We start from the raw sequence: 26,109 nt of genomic DNA on the forward strand, positions 1-26,109 counted from the left end.
GTCTCCTCGGGAACGCACCTTCTAGGGTGCTTGGGGGGCTCGTGCGAGAACCGGCTCGTCGCGCCCGAGGGCTGCGGCGACCTTGTCCTCGATCCAGTCCCAGGCCTCGCGCTCGGCGGGCCCGGCTGTCTTGGATATCGCGATGGCGTGGTAGCGCATCTCCGTCAGGATCTTGTCCGGCTCCAGCATGTGCAGGCGCGTCGACAGGATCGCCGCCTCCAGCACCGCAGCTTGAGCGCGGTTGTAGCCGAAGAACGGCATATGGCTGGCGCTGTGTACCATGCGGGCACGGTAGCGCGGGCGCGTCGCATCGTCCTCCACAGCGATCACCTCGAACTCGGCATGGCCGAAGCTCTCGGCGAGACGCCGGCCCGGGATGCGGTCGCAGGGCAGGGTCGCCCAGTCGCGCCGCCCGGTAACCGCCCCGGCGATCACCCGCACGTCGCTCGGGCTCGACGCGGCGAAGACCGGGTTGGCATCGAGGTTGAGGATGGTGGGGGAGGGCCGGAACGGGGCGAGCACCCAGTCCTCGCCCTCGCGGATCAGGCCGAAGGGCACGAGATGCAGGTCGCCCGCGGGCGAGGTGGTGGTAACGATGGTCTCGAGGATCAGCGGCATCGGATCAAGACTCGCCGGCGGGAACGAGCTTGCCGCAGACAATGCGCACGCCCCTGTCGCCCGTGGCCTCGGTCTCGATGGAGCCGGCCTCGCCGGATTCCACCACTTCGGGCTTGCCGGCATCGGCCTCCACGGGCGTCGCGTCGCGGGCGGCGCGCTCCGCGCCGCCGGGGCCGGAATGCTTGGTATGCCCCGCCTTCTTGAAGGCGGTGGTGTCCTCGACCTCCTCGTCGGCGGCGACGCCCCAGCGCAGGGGCTCGTCCTGGACGTAGCGCTTGCCGAGGCGCCAGGCCGTCTCGGCCTTGGTCAATTCGCCGCCGAGATAGAAGGCGTGAGCCCCGTCGGCGGCGACGTCGAGATCGGGAAAGAACGCCATCGCATCGGTGCCGATCGTGTGGACGTCGCGGTTGAAGGCGTGGATGCCGTCCTCGGCCACCGCGATGCGGTAGTTCGGGTCGCGCACCTCCGCCGCCTGGGCCGCGATCTCCTCCGGGGTCTGCACGAAGGGGCGCTTGTCGTGCAAGGCCAGCAACTGGCGTCCGTAGCCCTTGGGCAGGGCGGACTCGGCCTTTGCCGCGAACATCACCCGGCGGGCGGCGTCGTGCTCCTCCACCGTGCGCCGGGTGTGGTTGGAGACCTGCACGATGAGGACGTTGCGGATCGACAGTTCCGAGCACATGCCCACGAGGAGGGTGGTGACGCCGAGGCTGTCGGCCTCGGTGAGTTCGGTGAGGTTGCCGGTGCCCATCATCATCTCGATGCCGGGCCAGCGCTTGCGCGTCTCGTGATAGCGCGTGATCGATTCGACGAAGCCGAAATGGATCGGCTCGAGGATCGGGTCGGCCATGTAGGGCCGGCCGGCCTTTTCCATGCGCTCGATGGCCCGGTCGAGGGAGGGCAGGTCATCCGGCCGCACCGGCACCAGGATCGGCACCGCATCGGTCTCGAAGGCGAGGTCCAGGGTCTCCTCATTGAGGCTGAGGAGATAATCGGCCCCGGCCTTCGCCCCGCGGGTCAGCTCGTCGAGGGAGAAGGAATCGACGCTGACCTTCAGCCCCGCCCCCTTCAGGAGGCGCACGCACTCTTCGAGATGCGGGAACTCGGTGTCGGGCAGGCCGCCGAGGTCGATCACGTCCGCGCCGCGCCGGGCGAGGTCGAGGCCCTTCGCCAGGATCTGGTCAGGAGTCATCTTGGAGGCGTCGACGATCTCGGAGAAGATGCGCAGATCATGCCGCGAGAGATCGACCTTGCGTCCCGCGAGGCCGAGATAGGCCGGCAGGTCCACCACCTCGTCCGGCCCGCGTTCCACCGGCAGACCGAAATGCTCGGCGAGCGCCTCCGGATTGGCGCGGCAGCGGCCCGGCAGGACGATGCGGGTGGCACCCTCGGGGATCGTCACCCGGCGGCGGATGATCTCCTCGGTCATGAGCGCTGCGACCTTCACCCCGGCATCGGCGATGCTCCAGGCGAAGCGCTCGGTGGGCAGCGTGGACGCGACCTTCTCCAGGCGCGCCTTCGCCATCCGGCCGGTGATGAAGACGAGATGCTCGGGCGCGCTCACGCGGCAGCCCTTACGATGTCCGCGTCCGGCCCCCGGATCACGATCTCGCCAGCGTAGGACGCGGCGAAACCGGGGAAGGCCGCATCGACCATCCCCATCCGGGCGAGATCGGACAGACTCGCACCCGTCGGGCGATCGATGGATTTCACCAGGATGCAGCGGGGCGCCTCGAGTTCGGTGGCGAGCCAGAGGGCGAGGCTGTCGGAGGTGACGTCCCAGGACTCGCGGATAGAAGGGTGCCCGTCTTTCAGCGCGACAGGGTCCCAGATGATGGGCGCCTCGGCCGAGCGGGCTTCCATCACGCTGCGCACGATGGCGAGGCGCGGCTCGCACTCCGAAAGCACCTCCGCCATCCGGCCCATGCAATCGAGGGCGAGGCGGTGGGCGAGGGCGTCCGAGAAGCCCAGTTGCCCCTGGGCCTGACGCACCGCGTCGGCGAACGGGCCGCCGCCCGGCACGACGACGCAGCGGCCCTCGCCGCCATCCGCCAGTGCCGCGAGAAGGCGTCCGAGCCGCGCCGCGTCCGAGACGAGGCTGCCGCCGAGCTTCACGATGGTGGGAGGCGCGCCCGTCACGCCGCGTTCCGCCGGTCGAGCCCGCGAAGGGTCTGCACGGCCAGGGCCACGCGCTCCGCGTCGAGGCCGCGCGTCCGGTCGCTCCCGAAGCAGAGGCCGCCGCGAAAGCCGAGATAATCCGGCCGGTACGCGGCGAGGACGGCAATGTCGGCGATCGCCAGCGATCCCGCGAGGCCGGAGAGCAGGCCGTGGCTGCGGGCGTCGGCGGTGAAGGCCGAAAGGCGAGGGGCGGGCAGGAGGTCGGTGAGGCGCCGGCCGTCCTTGGCGGCGGTGTCGATCATCACCCCGGCGAAGCCCGCCCCGGCGAGGCGGCCGACGAGGTCGTCCGGCATCGGTGCTCCGGCGAAGAGGACCGCGATCAGGCGGCCGGGGGCTGCCTGCGCCGCAGCCGCGAGGGCGTCGTCGTCGAAGTCCGGCCGCACGGCGACCTTGACGTAGCCGATGCCGGTCCCGGCCATCGCCGCCACCGATCCGGGTAGGGAAGCGGCGTCCTGCGGTTCGCCGGCCACCGCGCTGCTGACGGCCTCGTCCGCGATGGCCTCCACGATCGCCCGGACCGTCTCGACGGGGAGCGCTCCGAGCGCGCCCCGGACAGGATCCTTGGCATCGACGAGGTCGGCGCCCGCCCGCGTCGCCATCACGGCTTCGTCCGCGTCGCGGACGCTGACGAGGAGGCGGGGACGCGCGCGCAGATCGGATGACATCGGCTTCGACACGGAATGATGGGGCAACGGGAGACTCAGGATCGGTTGGGCAAGGGTTCGGCCAGGAGACGGTTCTTGACCACCCATCGCATGGCATGGGCCCATGTGTCGTCGGTATCGGCCCGGATCACCACCTGTCCAGCCCGCACGACCTTGCCGGAGGCAGCGTCCGAGATGATGACGTAGAGGTTGAAGATCTGGTTGGAGCCCTTCTCCACGAAGCCGTTCACGGCGAGATCGGCCCCGAGGCTCTTGGCGATGGTGGCGGCGCAGCCCTCGCATTTGAAGAGGGGCGCCTGCTTGGCGATCTCGGCGGCCTGGGGCGCCACGTCCACGACCTCCACCGCATTGCCGGCGGTGAGCGCCTTGCGGAGCTCCTCCGTGACCAGGGCGAGGCGTCGGGCTTCGTCCGGCCGGGCCTTGCGGCCGCCGACCACGCCCGGATCGTTGAGCTCGATCCCGAAGATCGCCGCCTTGTCGGGGGCGGCGAGGGCCGGAAGGACCATCCCCGAGACCAGCGCCAGACCGGTCAGGCCGGCGCGTCCAATGGCGACAAGGAAGGAGGCGATGGGGGCCATGGCGAACCTGCGTCACGATCGATACGGCGATGGACCTCCATGCGCCGCTTCCTTCCAAGTCGAGCAGTGCCCGGATTTGGCAAGACGCGCAAACCATCAAGACGCGCAAACCCGTCCCATCACGTCTCGCAATCCGGTCGAGGCCGATCCGGATATCGCGGGAGACCCCGCCGCACCGGCGGAAGCGCTTAGAATATCCTTATGAATCCGGGGATTGAGCGCCCGCGCAATGGTGTTAGCGTGCCGCTCCCATGACAGCATCGCTCCCGATCTCCTCCGCCGCCCTCGCCCTCATGTTGGGGATGTCCGGCGCCTCCCTCACCGCGACCGGTCTCCGGGCGCAGGAACCGGCAGCCTCCGCGCAAGCCGCCGAGGGCTCCTCGGGCGACACCCATATCGGCCTGATCTACCGGCCCGAGATCGCGCCGTCCTCCTACGACGCGGAGGCCGCGCCGGAGGATGAGGGCGTCGCCGGCGCCCGCATGGCGGTGAAGGACAACAACACGACCGGCCGCTTCACCAAGCAGACCTACGCCCTCGACGAGGTCGCCCTCACGGAGGGCAAGAGTGCCGTCGACGCCGCCCGCGACCTCGTGGGCAAGGGGATCCGCTACATCGTCCTGGCACTGCCGGCGAACGACGTCCTGGCGGTCGCCGACGCGGTGAAGGGGGAGGGCAAGGGGAACGAGGTGACGATCTTCAACACCGCCGCCCCCGACGACCGCCTGCGCGGCGCCGATTGCCGCAGGAACGTCTTCCACGTGATCCCGAGCCGGGCGATGCAGACCGATGCGCTGGCGCAGTTCTTCACGCTGATGCGCTGGCGCAAGATGTTCCTGATCACCGGCCCCAACGACAGCGACAAGCTCTATGCCGACGCGTTCCGGACCTCGGCGAAGAAGTTCTCCCTGAAGATCACCGCCGAGAAGCCCTGGACCTTCGGCCCTCTGGCCAAGGCGCGGGGCGACACGCCGACCCGCTCGGAGGCGATGGTCTTCACCCGCGGCGTCGACTACGACTTCGCCATCGTCGCCGACGAGGCCAACGATTGGGGCGACTACGTCCCTTTCCGCACCGTGGATCCCCGCCCGGTCGGGGGCACGCAGGGTCTCATCGCCACCACCTGGCACCCGACCCTGGAGACCTGGGGGGCGGCGCAGGCGCAGAACCGCTTCCGGCGCCTCGCCGGCCGGCTGATGCGGCCCCTCGATTACCAGGTCTGGGCGGCGGTGCGCTCGGTGGGGGAGGCGGCAACGCAGAAGAAGACCGCCGACCCGGCCGTGCTCGCACCCTACTTCGCCGACCCGGCCTTCAGCCTGCCCGCCTACAAGGGCGTGTCCCTCACCTACCGGCCGTGGGACCATCAGCTGCGCCAGCCGATCATCGTGGTGCAGCCCAAAGCCATGGTCACCGTGGCGCCCGAACAGGGTTTCACCCACCAGCGCACCCCGCTGGACACCCTCGGCACCGACCTTCCCGAGACGGCCTGCAAATTTTCTTGAACGGACCTGCGGCAACGCGCTTGCGTTCCGCAGGCACTCGTGCGCTCCCCGTGGGGACAAACTGCACTATAATCACGGACAATCGCGCATAGAAGCGATGCCCCAGGGAGACAACGGAATGAGCCGCGGCTTCAAGGCAGGCGTGAGTGTCGCCGCCATCGTCGGTGCGACGATGGCGCTGGGCGCCTCCGCGCAGGCCTACACGGTCTACGTGACCAACGAGAAGGGCAACTCCGTCAGCGTCATCGACACGGCGACGATGGCCGTCACCGGCACCTGGAAGGTCGGCCGGCGCCCGCGCGGGGTGACGACGAGCAAGGACGGCAAGGAGCTGTTCGTCTGCGCCAGCGACGACGACCGCATCGACGTGCTCGACACCGCCACCGGAAAGGTGGTGCGGTCTCTCCGCTCCGGCCCCGATCCGGAGCAGTTCATCCTGGGACCGGGCGGCAACCCGCTCTACGTCGCCAACGAGGACGACAGTCAGGTCACGGTCATCGACATCGAGAAGAACAAGGTGTTGGCCGAGGTGCCCGTGGGCGTGGAGCCGGAGGGGATGGGCCTGTCGCCGGACGGCAAGATCCTGGTGAACACCTCCGAGACCACCAACATGGCGCATTTCATCGACACCACCACGTTCCAGGTGATCGACAACGTGCTGGTGGATGCCCGTCCGCGCTTCGCCGAGTTCACCTCGGACGGCAAGTTCCTCTGGGTCTCGGCCGAGGTCGGCGGTACGATCAGCATCATCGACGTCGCCGCGCGGCGGGTGGTCAAGAAGATCACCTTCAAGATTCCCGGCGTGAACGACGAGGCGATCCAGCCCGTGGGCATCCGCATCACCAAGGACGGCACCAAGGCCTTCGCGGCGCTCGGCCCCGCCAACCGCATCGCGGTGATCGACGCCAAAACCTACGAGGTTCAGAAGTATCTGCCCGTGGGACAGCGGGTCTGGCAGCTCGCCTTCACCCCGGACCAGAAGTTCCTGTTCTCCACCAACGGCTCGTCCAACGACGTCTCGGTGGTGGATGTGGAGGCGGACAAGGTGATCAAGAGCATCCCGGTGGGATTGCTGCCGTGGGGCGTGGCGGTGTCGCCGAATTGAGGAGCATTGTCCCTCCCCCTTGTGGGGAGGGCCAGGGTGGGGGTGGTTCCGCCTGCCTCCGCAGAGGGTCATTCAGCCACCCCTACCTCCTAACTCCTCGCCACAAGTGGGGAGGAGAGACGCGCGGATATGCCGAAGGACGGACCGCCTCGAGGCGGCGAACGGGAGGAAGACCACATGAAGCGGACGATGCGGCTCGCTGCCCTCGCCCTGGCGGCCCTGCTCGCCACCGGGCCGGCCTCGGCCCTCGATCTCACCAAGAAGCGCTCCAACCTCCCCGATCTCGTCCTCGGCAACGAGGAAGGCAACGATTTCGTGGTCGAGAACCGGGAGATCGAGCTCGAATCCGGCAAGGCCTACCGCCTGCGCATCGTCGCCAAGGGCCGGCAGGAATATAAGTTCTATGCCACCGAGTTCTTCCGCAACATCTGGTTCAACCAGATCGTGATCCAGCATCTCGAGATCCACGGCAGCGGCCCGCCGGACCACCTCGAATTCGACGATCCGGGCGAGATCGCCATCGAGTTCGTCACGATCAAGCCGGGCGAATACCCCTGGTCGATCCATGGGCTCGAGTCCAAGGGCATGACCGGCAAGTTCATCGTCAAGTAAGTCCGTCTCGCAACAGGGCAGGGCCTCCGCATGCGTCTCCTCATCCCCACCTTCGCCCTCCTACTCGCCGCCGGCCCGGCGCTCGCCGACGACAAGGCCGCCTGTGCCGAGGGCATCGCCATGATCAAGGACGCCCTCGCCAAGGGGCCGTCCGAGGCGGCGGCGCCGAAGCTGAAGAAGGCTCTGCGCGTGGCCGAGCGCGAGCAGGGCGAGGGCGAGTTCGACGAATGCCTCGACGCGGTCGGCGACGCCAAGCGGGCGATGAAGCCGTGAGCGACGGGGCAGGGGGGAGCGCGGCCCTCGACGTGGCGGGCGTGAGCCACCGCTTCGGCGTGCGCGCGGCCCTGTCCGACGTCTCGATCCGGGTGGAGCGGGGCCGCTTCATGGCCCTGCTCGGTCCCAACGGCGCCGGCAAGACCACCCTGTTCTCGGTGATCACCCGGCTCTACGCCAGCCAGGACGGGCGGGTCTCGATCTTCGGCCATGGCCTCGACCGCGAGCCGTCCCGGGCGCTCGCCCGCCTCGGCGTGGTGTTCCAGGCCCGCACCCTCGACACCGACCTCACCGTCGAGCAGAACCTCCTCTACCATGCCAGCCTGCACGGCATCGCGCGCCGGGCCGCGAAGGCCCGCATCGCGGTGCTGCTCGCCCGCGTGGGCCTGAGCGACCGGCGCGACGACAAGGTCCGCACCCTCTCCGGCGGGCAGTCGCGGCGCATCGAGATCGCCCGCTCCCTGGTGCATGGGCCCAGGCTCCTGCTGCTCGACGAGCCCACCGTCGGCCTCGATCTCGAATCGCGGGCCGACATCGTCGCCATCGTCCGCGCCCTGGTGCGGGAGGAGGGGCTGTCGGTCCTGTGGGCGACCCACATCTTCGAGGAGATCGACGGGGCCGACGACGCGGTCGTCCTTCACAAGGGCCGCATCGTCGCGCGCGGGACGGCCGCCTCCATCGCGCAGGGCGACGAGACCCTGGAGGCCGCCTTCCGGCGCCTCGTCGCCGAACCGCCGAGGCAGGCCGCATGATGCCTCGCATCGGTGTGACACCAGCTTCATCCGGTCATCGCGCCTCTTCCCTCCCCCCTCTGCGGGGGAGGGCGGCCCACGAAGTGGGTCGGGAGAGGGGAGCGCCGCGTCCGGAGAGGTCGTCCCCTCTCCCGACTGCTCCGCAGGCACCCTCCCCCGCAGAGGGGGGAGGGTCGTTCGCGATCAGGTCAAACGAGCGGTTACCGTCATGACGAAGACCGTCGCCACCGCCGCACCGGTCTTGGCCGAAAAACCCGTGCCCCATCTCGGCCGTCTCGACGCGGTCGGTTACCTCATCTGCCTCGGCGGCATTGTGCGCCGCGAATTGCTGCGCTTCTTCAACCAGAAGGAGCGGTTCTTATCCGCGCTCGTGCGGCCGCTCGTCTGGCTGTTCATCTTCGCGGCGGGCTTCCGCAACACGCTCGGGGTCTCGATCGAGCCGCCCTACCAGACCTATGTCCTCTACGAGGTCTACGTGGTGCCGGGGCTGGCCGTGATGATCCAGCTGTTCAACGGCATGCAATCCTCGCTCTCCATGGTCTACGACCGCGAGGTCGGCTCGATGAAGGTGCTGCTCACGAGCCCGTATCCGCGTTGGCTGCTGCTGCTGGCCAAGCTGATCGCCGGCGTCACCGTCTCGGTGGTGCAGGCCTACGCGTTCCTGGCCATCGCCTGGTTCTGGGAGCTCGACATCCCGGCCATCGGCTACGTGGCGGCGCTGCCGGCCTTCATCGCCTCGGGGCTGATGCTCGGCGCCATCGGCCTGCTCCTGTCCTCGATGGTCAAGCAGCTCGAGAATTTCGCCAGCGTGATGAACTTCGTGATCTTCCCGATGTTCTTTGCCTCGTCGGCCCTCTACCCGCTCTGGCGCATCCGCGAGTCGAGCGAGACGCTCTACATGATCTGCATGGCCAACCCGTTCAGCCATGCCGTCCAACTCGTGCGCTTTGCCCTCTACGGGCAGTTCGAGCCCATCGCCTGCGCCGTCGTCGTGGGCACCACCCTCGCCTTCTTCACCCTCGCCGTCATCGCCTACGATCCCGGTCGCGGCATCATGGCCCGGCGCGGCGGACCGGCCGGAGACACTGCATGATCTTTTCGCGCACACTCGTGCTGGCCATGGCGGCCGGCAGCCTCCTCTGCGGGCCGGCCCTGGCCCAGCCCAAGGCGGACCCGGACTGGCCCTGCGTCCAGCGCAAGGTCTCGACCTTGAGCCCGGGCACGGTCTGGACCGGGCCGGACCTCGAAGCCGCCGGCCCGTGGGGCGACGATTACGAGGCGGCCTCGCTCGCCCAGAAGATCGCCTCGCGCCGCACCGAGCTCGGCGAGGTCGATCCCCTCCTCGACGAGTTCGTCGCCAAGGCCGGCGACGAGAAGGCCAAGCGCCTGACCCGCGTCTTCGCCGGCGTGTTCGAAGTGGTGAACAACGAGCGCAACCGGGTGATCGGGGGTATCACGCGCTACGCGCAGGGGCAGCGGCGCATGGCCGAGCGCATTCGCCAGGAGGCCGATCAGATCAGTTCGGTGAAGGACGGTCCCAGCGCCAACGACGCCCGCGAGATGCCCAAGGAAGCCTCGGAACTGGAGACGAAATTCGCCTGGGATCGCCGCATCTTCCAAGAGCGCAGCCAGTCCCTCAGCTATGTCTGCGAAGTGCCGACCCTGCTGGAGCAGCGTCTCGGCGAGGTCGCTCGCAAGATCCAGGCTCGCCTCTGACCCGACGTTTCCATCGGGCTTTCGTAAGTGGAGTGTCCTCTTCAGGCCCGCCGGATCCTCCGGCGGGCCTTTTACTTGCGCCGGAGGCGGAAGATCGGACGCGTTCGATTCGCTCGATCTTCGAGAAAGTCCGACACGTCTGAAGCGGCCCATCCCATCCCTCATTCGTGGAAAACATTCCGGCAGCGCTGGTTGCCTAATTGTCCCGTCATCGGTTCCTATTGATCCCGAAGTCTTTGTATTCTCACGTGAATTATGTTGCCCGGAGATCACGCGAGGACGCCATCTCTGTGGTGTCCTTATTAGAATCGTCGAATCTCCCCGCGCCCGCATTGTCCAAGCCGGATAGGCCCCGCAACATCCAGCAACGAGCCGGGACGAACCGGCCACGCCATTTTGAATCGAAGGGTCTTGGGACATGAAGAAGCGGACGCTGCGGAGCAGCCTCCTCGTCTCGGTAGCTCTGCTGCCGGGCGTCGCGTATGCGCAGACGACGGTCATCGGCGGCCAGCAGGCCGTGACGTTGCAGGAACTCGACGTGGTCGCCACCACGCCGACGCCCACCCTGCGCAACGCCCAAGGCGTCCTGCTCGGCCAGGACCGTGACAAGCTCCCCCAGAACACCAGCGTCCTGACCTCCGCGGACGTGAACCGGGTCGGCACCCCGAGCGTGCTGCGCGCCCTCGACGAGCGGATCGGCTCGATCAGCATCAACAACGCGCAGGGCAACCCCTTCCAGCCGACCATCACCTATCGCGGCTTCGAAGCCTCGCCCCTGGGCGGAAGCCCCCAGGGTGTGGCCGTCTACGTCAACGGCAACCGCTTCAACACCTCCTTCGGCGACACGGTGCAGTGGGATCTCATCCCCGACATCGCCGTCGACCGTATCGAGCTCGAAGGCTCGAACCCGGCCTACGGCCTCAACGCGCTCGGCGGCGCGCTCAGCGTTCAGCTCAAGAACGGCTTCACCTATCAGGGCACCGAGCTGAACCTCTCGGGCGGCTCGTTCGGGCGCTTCGGCGGTTCGTTCCAGCACGGGCAGCGCTCGGACAATGTCGGCCTCTACGTCGCCGGCACGGCCCTCTCCGAGAACGGATGGCGCCAGCACTCGCCCTCGCGCCTGCGCCAGTTCTACGGCGATCTCGGCGTGCAGGCGGAGAAGGGTGAATTCCACCTCAACTTCATGGGCGCGATCAACAGCCTGACCGGCAACGGGACCCTGCCCGTGGATCTGCTGGACTTCAAGCGCAACGAGGTCTTCACCTATCCCGACAAGACCCTGAACGCATTCGGACGCATCGGGCTCTCCGGTACCTACGACATCACCCCCACCGTGACGATCCAGGGCAACGCCTATTACGGACGGTTCGAGCAGAACACCGCCAATGGCGACGCCGCCGAGGTGGAGCGTTGCGAGCAGAACGAGCGGTACCTCTGCTCGGAAGGCGCCAACGAAGAGCAGTTCTTCCTGCGCGACCGGATGAACCGGCGCGTCCAGGCGAGCAGCGTCAGGACGGCGAATTTCGGCCGGCTCCCGGCCTTCGCGGAGCGCTTTGAAGAGGGCGGCCCCTACGCCTTCCTCAACTCGACCCGCACCAACACCGAGAATTTCGGCGTCTCGGTCCAGACCAACGTGCGCGAGACGCTGTTCGGGCTACCGAACCGCTTCGTCCTCGGCGGCTCTTACGATGGCGGCCGCACGGCCTTCACCGCCGACAACGCGGTGGGCGGCTTGACCTTCGACCGCGGCTTCTTCGGCCCCGGCATTGTGGTGCGCAGCGACGACAACTCGATCACGCCGGTAAGCGTGAAGTCGAGCAACGATTACGGCGGCATCTACCTGCAGAACAACACCGACCTGACCGACCGCCTGACCCTGACCCTGCAGGGCCGGTTCAACATGGCCAAGATCGTGCTGGAGGATCAGCTCGGCACGGCCTTGAACGGCAACCACTACTTCCAGCGGTTCAATCCGGGCGTCGGCGCGACCTACAAGATCGTGCCCGACCTCCTCACCGTCTATGGCGGCTATGTCGAGGCGAACCGTGCGCCCACCCCGGCCGAGCTCTCCTGCGCCGATCCGCTCGCCCCGTGCTCGCTCACCAACTTCTTTGTCGGCGATCCGCCGTTGAAGCAGGTCATTTCCCGCACGGTGGAGGCGGGTTTCCGCGGCAAGCTGCCTTCGCCGATCGAACTCGGGGTGCTCAGCTGGAAGGCCGGCGTGTTCCGGGCCCGCAACGAGGATGACATCACCTTCGTGCCCTCCGACATCACAATCGGCCGGGCCTATTTCCAGAATGTCGGCTCCACCCGCCGCCAGGGCGTCGAGGCGAGCCTCGCCATCACCACCCCGGTCTGGAACGCCTTCATCGACTACGCCTTCGTCGATGCGACCTTCCAGTCGCCGCTGACCCTGGCCTCCGGCGGCAACCCGTTCGCCACGCCGAACCCGGCCCAGCCGGACAACTCGGAAGCCAACCAGATCTTCGTGAGACGCGGCGACAAGCTCCCCGGCGTCGCGCCGCATCAGGTCAAGGTCGGCGTGCAGTACAACGTCACGCCGGAATGGCGGGTGGGCGTCCTCGGCCGTGTCGCCACCGGCAAGTTCCTCGTGGGCGACGAATCGAACCTCAACAAGACCACCGGCAATTACGCGGTCATCGGGTTCAACACGAGCTACCGGGTGAACGAGAATATCGAGGTCTACGGCTATGTGGAGAACGCGCTGAACGCGAAATACGCGACCTTCGGCACCTTCTCGCCGGTCGGCGAGGTTCCGATCCTGGCGCTGCCCAATGCCAGCTCCAACCGGAGCCTGGCCCCCGGCGCGCCGATCGCGGCCTATGGCGGTATGCGCATCTTCTGGTAGCCGCCCCTCGATACCGGACCTCGATGAGCCCGACTCATCGGGGTCTGCCCGCGCCACTGCGCGGCGGCGGTCGTCCGCCGGACCTCAATACCCTGACTATGGGTCAGGGTCACTGAGACGTGGTATGAGCACCTGCGATGGGCCGCCGCTCCGGCAATGGGGCGGTGGCCTTTTCTCGTTGGTCCCTGCGTGCGGCGGAGTGCCTCGTCCGGGGACGATCCGCCCCAAGTTCGACGATGTCGCAGCAACGTGCCGGGCGATTCGAGCGTTGGCGTGCCATGTTCGACATCACCGGAAAGCATCGCATGACCAAGGCCCTCAGCGAGACCAGGACGTCCTCGGCCAAGGCGCATTCGCCGACCACGGCCTCGACTCTGATCCGCGTGCTCGTTCCCGCTCTCGTCTTCACCGCCATTGCCGGTCCGGCCTTCGCCTCGGCCTGCTCCGACCAGATCGCCACGATCGAGCGGCGCCTCAACAGCTCCGGCGCCGTGTCGGTCACCGGCACCGCCTCGGCCGACGGCAAGGTCGCGTCCAATCCGTCGATGGGGCTCGACGCGCCTCCCGGTGGTAAGCCCACCGATCCCTCGACCACCCCCAATGCCAAGAGCGTCGACCACGCCCGTCACCTGATCGAGCAGGCGCGCAAGCAGGAAGCGGCCGGGGATGCCAAGGGCTGCGAGGACACGATGACCGAGGCCAAGAAGGCGGCGGGCTCCCTGCCGTAGCAGGACAGCCCCGACGCACCGGCTTTCGGTGCAAGAACGGAAAGAGGCCGCTCTTCGCAATGCGAGGGGCGGCCTCTTTCGTGGTTGGGCCTCAATAGGCGTTCTTGGTGGTGACGAGGGAAAGAGGGGTCGCCAGCATGATCTGCACGTCGAACAGGATCGACCAGTTCTCGATGTAGTAGAGGTCGTGATCGACGCGGCGCTGGATCTTCTCGTCGGTATCGGTCTCGCCGCGCCAGCCATTGATCTGAGCCCAGCCGGTGATGCCGGGCTTGACCTTGTGGCGGGCGAAATACCCATCGACCACCTGATCGTAGAGAGTGGTGCTCGTCTTGGCCTGAACGGCATGGGGGCGCGGCCCGACAAGGGAGAGTTCTCCCTTCAGGACGTTGAACAGCTGCGGAAGCTCGTCCAGCGACGTCCTGCGGATGAACCGGCCGAGGGGCGTAACGCGGGGGTCGCCGCGCGTGACCTGCTTGGAGGCCGTGAAATCGGACTGGTCCGCATACATCGACCGGAACTTGTAGACCTCGATCGTCTCGTTGTTGAAGCCGAGGCGCTTCTGCCGGAACAGGATTGGACCCGGCGAGGTCAGGCGGACCGCGATGGCCAGGCCGAGCATGACCGGGGCCAGCACGATCAGCATGGCCGTGCCGACGACGCGATCGAAGATGGCCTTGGCGACGATGTCCCAATCGGCCATCGGCTTGTCGAACACGTCGAGGACGGGAACGGAGCCGAGATAGGAATAGGCCCTCGGGCGCAGTTTGAGCTTCGTCGCCTTGGCGGAGAGGCGGATGTCGATGGGCAGCACCCAGAGCTTGGCCAGCATCTGGAGCAGGCGATCCTCGGCCGCGATCGGCAGCGTGAAGACCACGAGGTCGAGGCGGGTGGAGCGCGCGTAATCCACGAGATCGCTCACCGTGCCGAGCTTCGGGTAGCCGGCCACCACCGAGGAGGACCGGTTGTCCCCGCGATCGTCGAACACGCCGACGATGCGGATGCCCGATTCGGATTCCGCTTCGAGGGCCCGGATGAGCTCTTCCGCCAATGGCCCGCCCCCGACGATGGCCGTGCGGCGGTCGAACTGTCCGCGCAGCATGCGGGCGGTGACGAAACGGAGCAGGACGAGGCGTTCGGCGAGGAGCAGGGCCAGCCCCAGGGCGTAGAACAGCGCGAGCCAGATGCGGGAATAATGGTCGGCGACCTTGGCGAAGACCATGACCGTGGCGACGACGAGGAAGGTCAGCGACCAGGCGGCGGTGAGGCGCAGGGCGGGTTTGAAGAAAGTTCGAAAGGCGGCGATCCGGTAACTGCCGAAGATCTGGAACAACGCCACCGCGAGCCCGGCCACGGACAGGATCGCCGTAGGATAGCTCCATCCCAGTGCGACGACGCCGCGGAACTGTACGAAGTGGGTGGTAAACCCGAGGATGACGATGAGCGCCAGATCCGCCAGCCGCACGCTGCCCGACAGCACGACCGGAGACAGGACACCGCCATGATCGCGGGGCGCCCCGACCTCGGCGGGAGGAAGCGTGGATTCGGCGGGGCCGTTCCGGGCCGTATCGACCGCGCTCGGCTGGCCGGGATGCCCCGCCGCCTTCAGAAGGTCGCGAACGTCGAAGGCGCTCATCGTCTGCTTTCGTTCGAACTTTTTGTCGGTGAGATGGGGCACGATGCCAAGCCGGCATCACGGAACGTTTAACGAAGGCCCGTCCGCCGCAAGCATGGCAAAGAGTACGTTAGCGTGACTTCGGCAGTTCCTTCATCGGCGGCAGCGCTGTTGCTACGGTCAACGTTCCTCGAAGCCGCAGGGCGGCCGCGTAGCCGGATAGCACATCCGCCCCCATCCGTTTCATCGAGAACCGTGTCCGCACGGATTCGCTGAGAGCGCGGGATCGCGCGAGCCCCCGGGCGGGGTCTCCGTCGAGCAGACGGACGATGGCATCCTTGAGGGCAACGGGGTCGTTGGGTCCGACGAGATCGTCCGCTGCCGCCCCGAAGATCTCCGGGATGCCGCCCACATTGGTCGAAACGAGGGGCTGCCGTGCCGCTGCGGCTTCCAGCACCACGTAGGGCAGGGATTCGGCGAGGGACGGAACCACCATGATCCGTCCCTTCGCCAATGCTGTACGGATCGGCTGGGGCGGCTCGAACGCTACGGAAGCAGACAGGCCGAGCCGCTGCGCCCGCTCCGCCAATAGGTCGGCGTCCGGGCCCGAGCCCACCATGAGGAGGCGGCTGGGGCGCCCCTCGGCCCGCAGCGCCGCCAGGGCGTCGAGCAGGACCGTGATCCCCTTCGCTTCGCGCAACTCGCCCACATAGACGAGGTCGTAGGCGTCCGCCCGGTGCGGCACCGGCGCGAATTCCGCCTCGTCGATGCCGTTATGGACGATCCGCATGGTGCGGGGCTTGCCCCCCACGAAGCGCCGGTGCCGGCCGGCCACGTACTCGCTTTCGAACAGGAACACGTCGGTGCGCCCCGCGAGCAGTCGCTCGACCCCCATGTAGAGCCGGTGGCGCAGGGAGCCGGGTTTGTAATTGTAGCTGCCGCCATGCGGCGTATAGGCCCGGATCGGCGAGGGCGAACCCTGGGGCAGGCGGGCGATGCGGGCATAGGCCCCCCCCTTGGCGCCGTGGCCGTGCAGGATCGTGGCGCGGACCTCCCGCGCCCGCTCGGCGACGGCGCGCACCGCGGCGAGGTCCGATCCATGCGGGTTGCGCCGCATGGGGAGCCGGACGACGCCGAGTGCGAGGTGTGGCAGGAGGTCGTCCAGGGCCCGCGCCGCGTTTTCGCCGCCCGTGGACGCATCGCAGACGATGCCGATCTCGTGCCCGGCGGCCGCCTGGATCCTGATGAGGTCGCAGACGTGGCGGAACAGCCCTCCTACCGGCGCCCGGAAGACGTGAAGGATGCGGTAGACGCTTCCGCCCTCGCCGGGGGAGGGGCAAATGGACGGGATGGAGGCGGACGCACTCACGACGGACAGGCTCCACGCGACGACCATTCGAACCGGGCGACGGTACGACTTTAGCAGAGACTGGTCTCCAGAGATGGTGCGACCGTTAAGGGCTGTAGGCCGCAGGATCGTTTCAGGTGGGTGGAAAGTCGAAAATCTTTCGCTCGGTTAGGCAGGCCCTAACGCACGACGATAACGACAGCCCCTCCGGCGGCGAGAGAACGGACACTCTACTGGGTAGCGTCGGCGCGGATACTCTGACTTCAGCGATGGACTGAAGAACGCCGATACAACGTACCTCTTCCCGTACACTGGCTCCGCGAAGTCCGGATGCCTCTTCGAGCTGCCTGGACGTCGTCTGACCGGGCCAGGAACGACGAAGGCCCGGATCAGGCGGATCCGGGCCGACATCGATCGACGACGAGACGTCCTCAGAAGAAGCGCTCCTTGATGACGATCGTGTCGCCGGGCCTCACCAGGTAGGTCATCGGGACGATGCCCGAGACGAGGCCGTTCGGTCCCTCGCGGGTGAGGACGGCGTAGTCGCGGGCCGCCCGCGGCCCGAAGCCCGCCGCGATCGCCACCGCCGTCTCGACGGCCATGCCGTTCACGTAAGGGTACTGCCCCGAGGTCGTGACCTCGCCGAGGATGTAGAACGGCCGATAGGCGTCCACCTCCACGGTCACGTGCGGCTCTCGCACGAAGCCCGCCGCCAGCTTGGCCTCGATGGTTCGGGCGGCCTGGGCGGTCGATTGCCCTCCCACCTTCACGAGCCCGATGAGCGGCATGGCGATGCCTCCCGCCCCGTCGATGGCATAGATGTTGGAGAGGTTGTCCTGACCGAAGACGATGACGCGCAGCCGGTCACCGGTGGCGAGCGTATAGCGTCCGCCGATCGATCCGGTGGCAGTGGCGTCGAGCTGCGCGGTCCGGAAGTCGGGACGCAGGCATCCGCCCAGTGCCAGAGTGGAGGAGAGAGCGAGGAGAAGGGAGCGCCGGTTCATCATCCAAGCCGCTAAGAGCAAGTTTCTGCCTCTATTGGTAGGTTCATATGGTTAACAAAAACTGATGCTCCGCCGGGAATGCGCTGCGTTGCAGTCGATCTTAACTGACGATCAATCTTAACGAGCTCTACTCTTCCGGGAGGCGTCCGTTGCGCCGTCCTGCCTTGCGTAAAGATCGCCTCATGCCCCGCTCGCAGCAGACCGTTTCCTCGATCGAACCGATCCCGCAGCGGGACGAGGGGCTTGGCCTGTCCCAGCTGTTCGGGGTGCTGGCGCGATCCTGGCGCTGGATCGTCCTTCCCACGGTGGCGGCGGGGATCGGGGCCATCGTCTTCGTACAGGTCGTTCCGCCCCGCTACACCGGCGAGGCCAAGATCCTGCTGGAGAGCCGCGATGCGAGCTTCGCCCGGACCGCGCAGGAGCGCGGCGAACAGCCCCTGGCCATCGACGAACAGGCGGTGGCGAGCCAGGTCCAGGTGGTGATGTCCCGGGATATCGCGCGCGAGGCGATCCGCCGCCTGAAGCTCGTGGGCAATGCCGAATTCGATCCCGAAGTCGACGGCATCGGTCCGGTCCAGCGCGTCCTGATGATGATCGGGCTCGGCAGGAACCCGATGGAGCGAGCGCCCGAGGACCGGGTGCTCGAGACCTATTTCGACCGGCTCCTGGTCTACCCGGCCGGCAAGTCCCGCATCCTGACGGTCGAGTTCCGCTCGCGCGATCCGGACCTCGCGGCCAAGGCCGCCAACACCATCGCGGAACTCTACATCGCCTCCCTGGAATCGGCGAAGGTGGACACCGCCCGCTACGCGTCGACCTGGCTCGGCGGCAACATCGACACCCTGCGCACCCGCGTGTCCGAGGCCGAGGCGAAGGTGGAGACCTTTCGCGCCCGCAACGGCCTGATCAGCGGCGGTGGCGGCACCACCAGCCAACCTCTGGGCACCCAGCAGCTCAGCGAATTGTCGACCCAGCTGTCCCAGGCTCGCACGGTCAAGGCCGATCTCACGAGCCGGGCCAAGCTCATCCGCGAGATGATCAAGGACGGCCGCGCCTTCGAAATCCCGGATGTCGCCAATAACGAGGTCATCCGCCGCACGGTGGAGCAGCGCATCACCCTGCGCGGGCAGCTCGCCCTCGAATCTCGGACGCTGATGCCGGCCCATCCCCGCATCAAGGAGCTGACCGCTCAGATCGGCGACCTGGACGCGCAGATCAAGGCCACCGCCGACCGGGTGGTGCGGACGATGGAGAACGACGCCCGTATCGCTGAGGCCCGGGTCGAGAGCCTGAACGCCGCCGTCGACGCGCAGCGCGAGGTCGTCTCGAAGGGCAATTCCAGCGAGGTCCAGTTGCGCGCCCTCGAGCGCGAGGCCAAGGCCCAACGCGACCAGCTCGAATCCTACCTCTCGCGCTATCGCGAGGCTTCGGCCCGCGATGCCGAGAGCGCGGCCCCCGCCGATGCCCGCGTGGTCTCCCGCGCCGTGGTGCCCCAGATCCCGTCCTTCCCGAAGAAGCTGCCCATCGTCGCCCTCGCTCTCGTGATGGCGATGCTGCTGTCCAGCGGCGGGGTGGCGGCGCGTCATCTCCTCCGCGATCCCGACGAGACCCGCCGCCGCGGGACCGGACCGGACGATCGGGCCCCCGAACCCGCCCCCTTCGCCTTCCCGGAAGCCTCCGTGGCCCTGTCGCGCACCGGCACCGCCGCCGCCCTCTACGAGGCGCCGTTGATCGCCCGCGTCGTCGTCCCCCTCGTCGCCGCTGCTCCCGTCTCCGTCCCGGAGGCCGCACCGCTTACGGTGCGGGAGGATACGGAAGGGGCGGCCGGGGAAGCGGGCCCGACGGCGGTCCCGAGCTACGATCTCCACGCCCTCACCCGTCGCCTCCGCGAGCGCATCGGCCGCAATGGTGGAAGCCTCCTCATTGCGGAGACCGACACGGACGCCGACCGGCAACTTGCCCGGATCCTGGCGGAGGCATTGGCCGCGAGCGGGCGCGTCCTTCTGGTGGACGTCAACGGCCCGGCCTCTCCCTCGGACGATGCCGGCCTCACCGACCTCGTGGCGGGCGAAGCGGCCTTCCTCGACGTGATCCGGTCGGTGCCCTCGGTGCGCAGGCTTCACGCCATCCCGCGCGGCTTCGTCGATTGCGACATCCTCACGGATGAGCCGGAGGCCCTGGCCATCGCCCTCGATGCCCTAGCCCAGAGCTACGACTGGGTCGTCTATCAGTTGGGTGGGGCCCAGTCCGATGCGGCACGCGACCTGCTGGCGGCCATGGCGGGCCGGATGAACGCCATCGTCATCGCCTCCGACAAGTCGCCCGAGGATCCCGAACTCGTCTCGCTCTACGGCCTGGCCGACCAGGAGGGATCCGGCTCGGTCCTCGTCGCCGGGGAGCAGACCGCGAACGAACACGACGATGCGGGAAAGCCGGGGGCCGGCGCAAGACTTTCGGCGGCCTAAAGGCTTTCGGCGGCCTAAGCGAGGGGCCTCCGCCTCGACCCGTTGCCTCAGGTATGCCCCTCGCCGGCGGGCCGGCCATGGCGGGCCGAGCGTCGGATCGCCCTCTGAACCGTCTTCGCCCAGCGCGCCAGTCGCTCGCTCCGCTTGATCCGGCGCTTGAGGCGGGTGGCGGCCATGGCCGGAACGGCGAAGAAATGGCCGCGCAGGGTGACGGCGATGGTCACCTCGCCGAGCTGAATCGTCTCGTCGCAGATATTGGCCTTGTAGCGGGCCTCCCCGACGCCGAGATCGAAGCTGCGACGACCGCGCTCGGTCTGATCGCGGATGAGGTGCTGCAGCAGGATGTCGCCGGGGCTCGACCGTCCGACGACGGGATCCTGGTCGAAGGAGGTCATCATGCCGCTGTAGCGCGCGTCGCTGACCGCACCGGCGAAGGTCGCGAAGACTCGCCCATCGTTGCACGCCACCAGGGCGGAGACCTCGATCGCGGCGCCCCGGACTTCGTTCTGATCGTCCTGCCGGCAGGCGCCGGTGGCGATGAAGCGGCGGATCCCCTCGTCGGCATAGGGATTGGCGATGTCCATGGCGGCGAAGCGCGAGGCCTTCTGCGCGAAGAAGGCGGAGAGGTAGGTCTTCACCTCCTCGGCATTCGAGGCCACGCGATACTCCACGGGGCCGAAGGCCTCGATCAGCTTCCTCTCCTTCGAGCGCACCTTCTTGCGCGCATCGGCGCTGAAGACGCGCTTGGCGGTGGTCTCGGGGTCGGGACCGAGGATCAGGCCGTAGGCGTCGCTCACCGCCGGCGCGGCGTGAAGGCTCAACGGATTGGCGGCGCCGTCCCAGAAGCGGGGCTGATGTCCGAGCAGATAGACGTCGATCCCGGCCTCGTGTCCGACGAGGCGCAGCAGGCCGACGAGATCCTCCGCGCGCATGGCCGCCGCCTCGCGGGAGGCGAACATCGGCATGTGGTAGTTCGCGTGCTTGCAGCCGATCACCCGCGCCACGCGAACGCCGCGCTCGCGCGCCACTTGCAGCGGCAGGATCACGCGGGGCCGTCCGCCGGGATCGCGCAGCACGATGACCCGCAGGGAGGCGTCCTGCTCCGCCGGGGTGCAGCCGAGCTTGGCCGAGACGAAGGCCGAGACCCAGTCGAATCTCTGATAGGGGGTCGACAGCGCGGCGGGGTCGCTCTCCACGCTCCGCCACAGAGCCTCGACGCTGGCCAGGTCGCGAAACACCTCCGGAACCAGCTGCCCTCGGACGCGCTCCTGAATCATACCCGCTCCGGTGAGATCGTGAACAAGAACCGCCATCACCGCTCCCTGGCACGGCTCCGCGAGCGCGGCGCACGAGCATCCATCGTCGAGTACCTATCCCTCCGGCGTCTTAAGCGCCGGTGACGATGGGAAACGGCAGGGCATCATCTCGCGATGTGGGTAACGAAACCTTGCGGGTTGGTGTTCGAGTGTACGCCTGTTCCGCTCCTCTCCGGTGACGCCCATGCCCGCGCCCGAGTTCCGTCACCGCCTGTTCGATGCGGGTTTTCGCGCCATCGCCGCTTCGGGGGCCGACCGTTGGCTGAAGCGCGTTGCGCAAGGGCGCGGCCTGATCCTGACCTTCCACCACGTCGACCCGGCCCCCGCGAGGGCCTACGCCCCCAACGGTATTCTCTCGATCACGCCCGACTTCCTCGACGCGGTGCTGGTCACGCTGGACGCGAAGGGGTTCGACGTGATCGGCCTCGATTCCGTGCCCGAGCGGCTCGCCCGGCCCGGCGGAGACAGGCCCTTCGCCGTCCTGACCTTCGACGACGGCTACCGGGACAACGCCCGCCACGCCGCTCCCATTCTGATGCGGCATCGCGTTCCCTGGACACTGTTCGTCACGAGCGATTTCGCCGAGGGGAGGGGCCGCCTGTGGTGGATCGAGCTCGAACGCGCGATCGCTCGCCTCGACCGGGTGAGGGTGCGTCTGGACGAGGCCCCGCCCCTCGATCTGCCCGCCACCACGGCTGAGGAAAAGATGGCGGCCTTCGCCGCACTCTACCGGCACCTGCGCACCGGTTCGGAGGAGCGCCTGCTCGCCACCATCGCCGATCTCTGCGGCGAGGCCGGCATCGGAATCGGGCGGGTGGCGGAGGAACTCTGCCTGTCCTGGGGGGAGTTGCGCGATCTGGCGGCTGATCCCGCATTGTCGATCGGAGCCCATACCATCGGCCATCCCATGCTGGCGAAACACGGGGAGGCGCGGGTACGCCGGGAGATCGGGGAGGGCAGGGCGCGGATCGCGCGGGAGATCGGACGGCCGGTGCGACACCTGTCCTATCCGGTGGGCGATCCGACCTCGGCCGGGGGGCGGGAATTCGGAATCGCCCGCGAGGCCGGGTTCGACACGGCCGTGACGACCCGCCCCGGCCATCTCTTCCCCGGCCATGCCGGCCATCTCCATGCCCTGCCGCGGGTCTCGGTGAATGGGCTGCATCAATCGAAGCCGGCGCTCTCCGCGCTGCTGTCGGGCGTTCCGTTCCTCGCCTGGAATCGCGGGCGGCGGCTCAATGTCGAGTGAGCCCGGCCCAGCAGGTTCGCGTAGGCAAGCCGACGCTTCACCCTGCTTGGCTCTTTGATGTGTCGCAGGTTTTCATCTCAGAACCGGAGGCCACGTCTGCGAAACCTGCTTAGTGCCGGCGGCGGCGGCGGTAGGACGAGCGGCCCTCGCTTCCACCGACGGTGAAGCTGGCGCTCTGGCGGCCGTGGCGGGTGTAGCGCCCGCGCCTGCCGCGCTGGCCCTTGCCAGCCTCCTGCACAGGCTCGTCGGCCATGGGCAGGGATTCGGTGCTGACCGGTGGCACGGCGGCGAGTGCGGTGGCCACGGAAGAGGAGGCCGATCCGCCGTCGCTGCCCCCGCCTCCGACATTCCTCGCGGCCGGTCCGAACATCGCGAGGCACTGGTTGTAGGCGAGGTCGTTCTTGAGGCGCTCGCATTCCGCCATCGAGCGGGGCGCACTCTGCGCCGAAGCCTGGGTGGCGAGAACCGGGAGTGCGGCGCAGCCGAAGCCTACGAGCAGGAAGGACACGAGGAATCGGTTCATGAAGCGGCGGATCTCGGCCTGGGGCTGGCGGAACATTCAAGCGTGCCCAAGCCTGTGACGGCCGAGTGCGGCGAAATCCCGGCGTCGGGCGAAATCTTGGTTCTCAGCTCTCGCCGTCGACGTCCTTTCGCTCCATCCAGCGGATCAGCGGCATCAGCGGAAAGATCCAGGCGATGCCGAGGAAGGCGTAGAGGACCGCCTGCACGGCCGGGGGCGTCTGCGAGATGCGGCTATCGGCCAAGGCCATGGCAAGGGGCGCGTAGAGCGCCACGAAGGCGAGCATGCCGATCGTGCCGAGCAGCGTGCGGGTGCGGCGGCGCATGGGCGCTCTCCTGTACATGGGCCTTTGGCAAGGGCCTTCTCCCCGGCGGCAGGTCCGCCGGGGTTAGGCCGACCGCCCCGGCAAGGCAATTGCCGCTCGCGCCGCATCCAAGCCCTCTGCGGCCCTGGGCGACGTTGCCCCCGTGGCCGCGCATGCGTAACGCAGGGTGGCAAGGCACGGGAAACCCGCGCCGATCCCGACACCACGCGAGCTCCACACCGCGATGCCTTCACGCGATACCACCCCGACCGCGCCGGTCCGTTCCATGAACCCGGTGCGCATCTGGCTCTACACGCTGGCCATCCTCGTCGTGGCCATGGTCGCCGTCGGCGGTGCCACCCGCCTGACGGGATCGGGATTGTCGATCACCGAATGGCGGCCGGTGACGGGCGTGGTCCCCCCGGTTTCCGAACAGGCCTGGGCCGCCGAGTTCGACAAGTACAAGGACACGCCGCAATACCGTATCCTCAACCAGGGTATGGGGTTGTCGGACTTCAAGGTCATCTATGCCTGGGAATGGGGCCACCGCCTGCTCGGGCGAATCCTCGGGCTCGCCTTCTTCGTACCGCTCCTGATGTTCTGGTGGCGCGGCCTCGTCGACCGGCGCCTCGGATACGGGCTCCTCGCCCTCGGCGCCCTCGGCGGTCTTCAAGGCGCCATCGGCTGGATCATGGTCGCTTCCGGGCTCCAGCCGGGGATGACGGCGGTGGCGCCCCTCAAGCTCGCCCTCCACCTCACCACGGCAAGCTTGATCCTGGCTGGGCTCGTCTGGCTGGCGGCCGGGCTGCGGTCCGGCCCGTCCGAGCCCGCACCGGAGCGCCTGCGGATCACGGCGGCCCTGCTGCCGATCCTCGTCCTGATCCAGATCGGTCTCGGCGGCCTCGTCGCCGGATCGAAGGCCGGGCTCGTGCACAACACCTGGCCCGACATGGACGGCGTCCTCGTGCCGGGGGCGTCCGAATTGTTCGCCGTCAGCCCGTGGATCGAGAACTTCGTCGACAATGTCACTCTGGTTCAGTTCAACCACCGCCTGATGGCTTATCTCCTCCTCGCGGCAGCGCTGTTCCATGCTGTCGATGCGAGCAGGCGGCTTCCCGCGAGCGGCACGGCCCGCCGCGCCGTGGGCATCGCGGGCCTGACCCTGGCGCAGGCAGGGTTGGGCATCGTGACGCTCCTGCTGGCGGTGCCCCTCTGGGCGGGCCTCGCCCATCAGGTCTTCGCGATGGCGGTTCTGATGATGGCGACCGTTCATGCCCGGCTCAGCCGCGGGGCAGCCCAGCGCACCCTGGCATCTCCCGCCGGTGCCACGGCCGCCTTCGGTTTCGAAGACATGATGGGCCGACGCGCCTAATCCCCTTCGGGATAGGCGTATTGGAGGACGTCCGAGGGGGGCATTTCCCGCCCCTGATTTCCGGATCTCGTCGGCGTGTCAGCTGTTGCATCGCACAGACCGCTTCGCCGCGATGCCCGATAGCGAGTGCGGATTGGCCGGATGCTTGCACCCTGTCGGTCGACATCGGCGAGCGTGCCCCTCGGCCATATTTTGTTGCGTTGCAGCGAAACTAAGCTGGGGGTCGTGCCGTTAGCCGATGTGTCGATGTCGCCGCGAGAGCGGCGTCCGGCAATGTCTCGCCACAACCGAAAGGCCGTCCAGCATGCACGACCAACGCCTCGTGTCGGAAGAGCAGGTACTCGTTGAGCGCGACCAGACGGCACGCGAAGGCGCCGTCGCGGAGGGGACGCGCCATGCGCGAACCCGGAAGGTCGTCGTCGGTCTCACGGGACTCCTCGGAGCGGCCTGGGCCGTCGTCCTCGCGAGCCGCTTTACGACGTTCTCTTTCTGAGGATCCCCTTACCGGGAAAATGCGCAGGAATCCTGTAGGCGGCGGTTCACGATGCGCGCCGCCTGCGCAGTTCGAACAGGGAACGAGTCCGGCCCTTCGGCGCTTAAGCTTGGGTCATGATAGTTCGGAGTCAGCGATGTTTCTGGCTGAGGACGGTAGACCCATCGGACTGAGCTGGAACTACACGCGCAAGGAATTGATGGCGGATGCCGCCATCCATATCGCCGGCATCGTCTTCGGCGTCGCGGGCGCCATCGCCATCGTCATCCTCGCGGCGATGGCGCCGCTGGATTTGACAGAACGCGCGGGAGTGGTGGTCTACGCCGCCGCCCTGGTCTCGATGCTCGGTGTCTCGGCCACCTACAACATGTGGCCGGTCGGCCGCCGGAAGTGGATCCTGCGCCGGGCCGACCACGCCATCATCTACCTCATGATCGCGGGCACCTATACGCCTCTCGTCGCCCTGGTCGGACGCGGATCGACGGCCTGGATCCTGCTCGCCTTCATCTGGGTTCTGGCGGGAATCGGCATCGCCCTGAAGCTTCTCCTGCCCGGCCGTTTCGACCGGGCCGCCATCGGCCTCTACCTGCTCCTCGGATGGAGCGGCGTGGCCACCTACGAATCGGTGATCGGAGCGCTCAAGCCGGACGCTCTCTGGCTCCTAGCCGTTGGCGGCGTGCTGTACTCGCTAGGAATCATCTTCCACGTCTGGCGCAGCCTGCCGTACCAGAACGCCATCTGGCACGCCTTCGTCCTCGCCGCGACGGCCTGCCATTACGGCACCGTCCTCACCAGCGTCATCGATACGGGCCTGTAGCGGCGGCCTCCAC

At 67.9% G+C, this 26,109-nt stretch carries 25 protein-coding genes; 14 read left to right on the forward strand and 11 right to left on the reverse strand.

From position 1 onward, the window contains the following. Positions 1-21: 21 nt before the first annotated feature. From K368_RS0118080 to K368_RS0118100, 5 genes are read right to left on the reverse strand one after another with little or no spacing between them, the layout of a single operon-like run. The gene (locus K368_RS0118080; protein WP_027173549.1) at positions 22-618 is read right to left on the reverse strand and encodes a DUF447 domain-containing protein; all 597 of its coding nucleotides are present in this window, start codon (positions 616-618) and stop codon (positions 22-24) included. 4 nt (positions 619-622) lie between these two features. Next, on the reverse strand, positions 623-2,179 hold the full coding sequence (locus K368_RS0118085) for a DUF6513 domain-containing protein (RefSeq protein ID WP_027173550.1): 1,557 nt from the start codon (positions 2,177-2,179) through the stop codon (positions 623-625). Continuing rightward, positions 2,176-2,754 (reverse strand): uridylate kinase, encoded by a 579-nt coding sequence (locus tag K368_RS0118090; RefSeq protein WP_027173551.1) that lies wholly within the window; start codon positions 2,752-2,754, stop codon positions 2,176-2,178. The genes K368_RS0118085 and K368_RS0118090 overlap by 4 nt, the downstream gene beginning before the upstream one ends. Next, positions 2,751-3,458, reverse strand: a complete 708-nt coding sequence (locus K368_RS0118095; RefSeq protein ID WP_027173552.1) for a (5-formylfuran-3-yl)methyl phosphate synthase — start codon at positions 3,456-3,458, stop codon at positions 2,751-2,753. The genes K368_RS0118090 and K368_RS0118095 overlap by 4 nt, the downstream gene beginning before the upstream one ends. Before the next feature lie 35 nt (positions 3,459-3,493). Further along, positions 3,494-3,964: a DUF3280 domain-containing protein gene (locus K368_RS0118100; protein ID WP_051440086.1), complete on the reverse strand. Its 471-nt coding sequence runs from the start codon at positions 3,962-3,964 to the stop codon at positions 3,494-3,496. Positions 3,965-4,287: 323 nt separating this feature from the next. Here K368_RS0118100 and K368_RS0118105 point away from each other — a divergent pair, with 323 nt between their 5' ends. From K368_RS0118105 to K368_RS25050, 9 genes are all read left to right on the forward strand, one after another. Beyond that, positions 4,288-5,538, forward strand: a complete 1,251-nt coding sequence (locus tag K368_RS0118105; RefSeq protein ID WP_027173554.1) for an ABC transporter substrate-binding protein — start codon at positions 4,288-4,290, stop codon at positions 5,536-5,538. 118 nt (positions 5,539-5,656) lie between these two features. Next, the gene (locus tag K368_RS0118110) at positions 5,657-6,643 is read left to right on the forward strand and encodes a YVTN family beta-propeller repeat protein (RefSeq protein WP_027173555.1); all 987 of its coding nucleotides are present in this window, start codon (positions 5,657-5,659) and stop codon (positions 6,641-6,643) included. A gap of 177 nt (positions 6,644-6,820) precedes the next feature. Next, positions 6,821-7,255 carry a hypothetical protein gene (locus K368_RS0118115; protein WP_027173556.1) on the forward strand — a complete coding sequence of 145 codons (435 nt, stop codon included), beginning with the start codon at positions 6,821-6,823 and terminating at the stop codon, positions 7,253-7,255. Positions 7,256-7,285: 30 nt separating this feature from the next. Continuing rightward, positions 7,286-7,528, forward strand: a complete 243-nt coding sequence (locus K368_RS0118120) for a hypothetical protein (RefSeq protein WP_027173557.1) — start codon at positions 7,286-7,288, stop codon at positions 7,526-7,528. Next, a complete protein-coding gene (locus tag K368_RS0118125; RefSeq protein WP_027173558.1) occupies positions 7,525-8,280 on the forward strand; it encodes an ABC transporter ATP-binding protein in 756 nt (251 codons plus the stop codon). Before K368_RS0118120 ends, K368_RS0118125 begins: the two co-directional genes overlap by 4 nt. Positions 8,281-8,488: 208 nt before the next feature. Further along, positions 8,489-9,373 (forward strand): ABC transporter permease, encoded by an 885-nt coding sequence (locus tag K368_RS0118130; RefSeq protein WP_036266485.1) that lies wholly within the window; start codon positions 8,489-8,491, stop codon positions 9,371-9,373. Further along, positions 9,370-9,996, forward strand: a complete 627-nt coding sequence (locus K368_RS0118135) for a hypothetical protein (protein WP_027173560.1) — start codon at positions 9,370-9,372, stop codon at positions 9,994-9,996. The genes K368_RS0118130 and K368_RS0118135 overlap by 4 nt, the downstream gene beginning before the upstream one ends. A 418-nt stretch (positions 9,997-10,414) precedes the next feature. Further along, positions 10,415-12,865: a TonB-dependent receptor gene (locus tag K368_RS0118140; RefSeq protein WP_027173561.1), complete on the forward strand. Its 2,451-nt coding sequence runs from the start codon at positions 10,415-10,417 to the stop codon at positions 12,863-12,865. Between the two features lie 305 nt (positions 12,866-13,170). Beyond that, positions 13,171-13,593: a hypothetical protein gene (locus K368_RS25050; protein ID WP_245259614.1), complete on the forward strand. Its 423-nt coding sequence runs from the start codon at positions 13,171-13,173 to the stop codon at positions 13,591-13,593. A 91-nt stretch (positions 13,594-13,684) separates the two neighbouring features. Here K368_RS25050 and K368_RS0118150 read toward each other — a convergent pair whose 3' ends face one another. The 3 genes from K368_RS0118150 to K368_RS0118160 form a co-directional block, all read right to left on the reverse strand. Next, a complete protein-coding gene (locus K368_RS0118150) occupies positions 13,685-15,229 on the reverse strand; it encodes an undecaprenyl-phosphate glucose phosphotransferase (protein WP_027173563.1) in 1,545 nt (514 codons plus the stop codon). A 109-nt stretch (positions 15,230-15,338) separates the two neighbouring features. After that, positions 15,339-16,577, reverse strand: a complete 1,239-nt coding sequence (locus K368_RS0118155; RefSeq protein ID WP_081739700.1) for a glycosyltransferase family 4 protein — start codon at positions 16,575-16,577, stop codon at positions 15,339-15,341. Between the two features lie 410 nt (positions 16,578-16,987). Continuing rightward, positions 16,988-17,560: a polysaccharide biosynthesis/export family protein gene (locus K368_RS0118160; RefSeq protein ID WP_027173565.1), complete on the reverse strand. Its 573-nt coding sequence runs from the start codon at positions 17,558-17,560 to the stop codon at positions 16,988-16,990. A 182-nt stretch (positions 17,561-17,742) separates the two neighbouring features. Between K368_RS0118160 and K368_RS0118165 the strand changes: the two genes are divergently transcribed. Then, positions 17,743-20,025 carry a GumC family protein gene (locus tag K368_RS0118165; protein WP_027173566.1) on the forward strand — a complete coding sequence of 761 codons (2,283 nt, stop codon included), beginning with the start codon at positions 17,743-17,745 and terminating at the stop codon, positions 20,023-20,025. A gap of 47 nt (positions 20,026-20,072) precedes the next feature. Here the strand turns inward: K368_RS0118165 and K368_RS0118170 are convergent, their stop codons facing one another. Further along, the gene (locus K368_RS0118170) at positions 20,073-21,338 is read right to left on the reverse strand and encodes a GNAT family N-acetyltransferase (protein WP_027173567.1); all 1,266 of its coding nucleotides are present in this window, start codon (positions 21,336-21,338) and stop codon (positions 20,073-20,075) included. 187 nt (positions 21,339-21,525) lie between these two features. Between K368_RS0118170 and K368_RS0118175 the strand changes: the two genes are divergently transcribed. After that, positions 21,526-22,590 carry a polysaccharide deacetylase family protein gene (locus K368_RS0118175; protein ID WP_027173568.1) on the forward strand — a complete coding sequence of 355 codons (1,065 nt, stop codon included), beginning with the start codon at positions 21,526-21,528 and terminating at the stop codon, positions 22,588-22,590. A gap of 109 nt (positions 22,591-22,699) precedes the next feature. On the opposite strand, the gene K368_RS0118180 is transcribed toward K368_RS0118175, so the two are convergent. Beyond that, positions 22,700-23,113 (reverse strand): hypothetical protein, encoded by a 414-nt coding sequence (locus K368_RS0118180; RefSeq protein WP_027173569.1) that lies wholly within the window; start codon positions 23,111-23,113, stop codon positions 22,700-22,702. 103 nt (positions 23,114-23,216) lie between these two features. Next, the gene (locus tag K368_RS0118185) at positions 23,217-23,435 is read right to left on the reverse strand and encodes a DUF2842 domain-containing protein (protein WP_027173570.1); all 219 of its coding nucleotides are present in this window, start codon (positions 23,433-23,435) and stop codon (positions 23,217-23,219) included. Between the two features lie 223 nt (positions 23,436-23,658). On the opposite strand from K368_RS0118185, the gene K368_RS0118190 reads away from it, so the two are divergent. The 3 genes from K368_RS0118190 (at position 23,659) to K368_RS0118200 (ending at position 26,096) form a co-directional block, all read left to right on the forward strand. After that, complete coding sequence (locus K368_RS0118190; protein WP_027173571.1) at positions 23,659-24,786, forward strand: COX15/CtaA family protein; 1,128 nt, start codon at positions 23,659-23,661, stop codon at positions 24,784-24,786. A 304-nt stretch (positions 24,787-25,090) separates the two neighbouring features. Continuing rightward, the gene (locus K368_RS0118195) at positions 25,091-25,279 is read left to right on the forward strand and encodes a hypothetical protein (protein ID WP_027173572.1); all 189 of its coding nucleotides are present in this window, start codon (positions 25,091-25,093) and stop codon (positions 25,277-25,279) included. A gap of 136 nt (positions 25,280-25,415) precedes the next feature. Next, entirely contained in the window at positions 25,416-26,096 is a 681-nt protein-coding gene (locus K368_RS0118200; protein WP_027173573.1) for a hemolysin III family protein, read from the forward strand. Positions 26,097-26,109 lie beyond the last annotated feature (13 nt).

The organism is Methylobacterium sp. 10, assembly GCF_000519085.1.
In the GTDB taxonomy this organism is placed as follows: Bacteria; Pseudomonadota; Alphaproteobacteria; order Rhizobiales; family Beijerinckiaceae; genus Methylobacterium.